Origin of the sequence: Tianweitania sp. (assembly GCF_032053605.1) — a bacterium.
GTDB lineage: Bacteria > Pseudomonadota > Alphaproteobacteria > Rhizobiales > Rhizobiaceae > Tianweitania.
The window spans coordinates 1-1557 of the sequence record NZ_DAMBUH010000203.1 but is presented as its reverse complement, the minus strand read 5'-3'; the positions used below and the strand labels follow the sequence as shown (position 1 = coordinate 1557).

At 63.1% G+C, this 1557-nt stretch carries 3 protein-coding genes; all 3 read left to right on the top strand.

The features are described from left to right. Positions 1-232 (top strand): FAD-dependent oxidoreductase (locus RTX98_RS20745; protein ID WP_416223194.1); only part of this gene is annotated, 232 nt, incomplete at its 5' end. Between the two features lie 84 nt (positions 233-316). Next, the gene (locus RTX98_RS20740; RefSeq protein WP_312798785.1) at positions 317-667 is read left to right on the top strand and encodes a RidA family protein; all 351 of its coding nucleotides are present in this window, start codon (positions 317-319) and stop codon (positions 665-667) included. 27 nt (positions 668-694) lie between these two features. Next, positions 695-1557, top strand: an 863-nt coding sequence (locus RTX98_RS20735; RefSeq protein WP_312798784.1) for an alpha-hydroxy acid oxidase, incomplete at its 3' end; no start/stop codon positions are given.

The window sequence follows — 1557 nt, the reverse complement described above, 5'->3', positions numbered from 1 at the left end:
TCTGGCCAATGCGACCCATATCGAAACGCGCATCGGCTTCCGGCCGGCAGCACCGACGATGCGCCCGATCCTCGGCCGCGTGCCGGGCATGCAGGGCCTGACGGTCGGCAACGGCCTCGGCGCTTCCGGCCTTACCGTCGGACCGTTCGCCGGCAAGTGTCTGGCTGATCTGGTTGCCGGCAAGGACCTGTCCGTCTCGCTGGACGCTTACGCGCCGCAAGGCCGCGCCTGAACCTGAACCCATCAACATCGCTGGAGCCGGTACAAACCCTGTGCCGGTGGGCGTCTCCCTGCATTCAAAAGAAAGGAAACATCCATGGTTACCCGTCACCGCAAGGCCCGTACCCTTTATGGCGCCGTCGAGCACAATGGCGTGCTTTACCTTGCCGGCCACGCCGCCTCCGATCTCAACGGCGGCATGAAGGAGCAGACACGCGAAACCTGCGCCAAGATCGAGGCGCTCCTGAAGGAACTCGGCTCCGACAAGACCAAGCTCCTGTCGGCGCGCATCTATCTCAGCGACATGTCGCGCAAGGAAGAAATGAACGAAGTCTGGATGGAATGGCTCGATGAAGCTGACTTCCCATCGCGCGCCACCATCGGCGGTGCGGACCTCGGCGATGCCAAGCGGCTGATCGAGATCGTCGTGATCGCCGCCAAGGACTAAACCCAACAGATCGAGGGAGGGGCGGGCATGACCAGGCAGCCAAACCACATGGACGATCGCTATGTGACGTCCGAAAAATACGTCACGCTGAAGGGCATCCATGCCGATGCCCGCCGGCATCTATCCGACGTTCATTGGAACTACCTATGGTGCGGCACCGGTGACGAAGTCACCTTGCGCGAGAACACGGCGGCCTTCGACCGCTATCTGTTCGAAGCGCCGTTGTTCACCGGCGTCAGCAATCCGCGCACGGATACGCGCGTTCTCGACCTCGATCTCAGCTTCCCCGCCTTCATTGCACCCTTTGGCGGCGGGGAATCTGTGTTCCATCCGGATGCGCATCTGGCGATCGGCCTTGCGGCGCAAGCCGTCGGCATCAGCCAGATGGTGCCGGTTGCCGCCTTCCATTCCCTGGAAGAGGTGGCTGCGGCCTCATCGGTCGCTTCCGTGTTCCAGATGACCTTTGCCGGTGATGAAGGTGCGGTGCTCGACATGATCGCGCGCGCCAAGGACGCCGGCTACCGATATATCTGCGTGACCTATTCGCCGATCCGGCAATGGCGCGAGCGCATGATGGAAGACCGCTTCAGCGTGCGCGGCGAAAGGACACCGTCGAATTTCGGCGAGGGCAAGTCCGACCCCGCCATGCTGCGCGAACTGCTCGACTTCACGCAACCGCGCTGGACCTGGGAACAGGCCGCGCGCGTCATCGCCAAGTCGCCGCTGCCCTGTATCATGAAGGGCGTGATGAGCGTGCGCGATGCCAAGGCATCGATTGATGCCGGTGCCGTCGCGCTTTACGTCTCGAACTACGGCGCGCGCACCATCGACCGGACGCCGAGCACGATCGACGTGCTGCCTGCGGTGCGCGAAGCGGCTGGGCCTGATAT

Excerpts from the sequence above, each read along its gene's own strand:
- RTX98_RS20740 (WP_312798785.1), top strand. The coding sequence starts at position 317 with ATGGTTACCCGTCACCGCAAGGCCCGTACCCTTTATGGCGCCGTCGAG.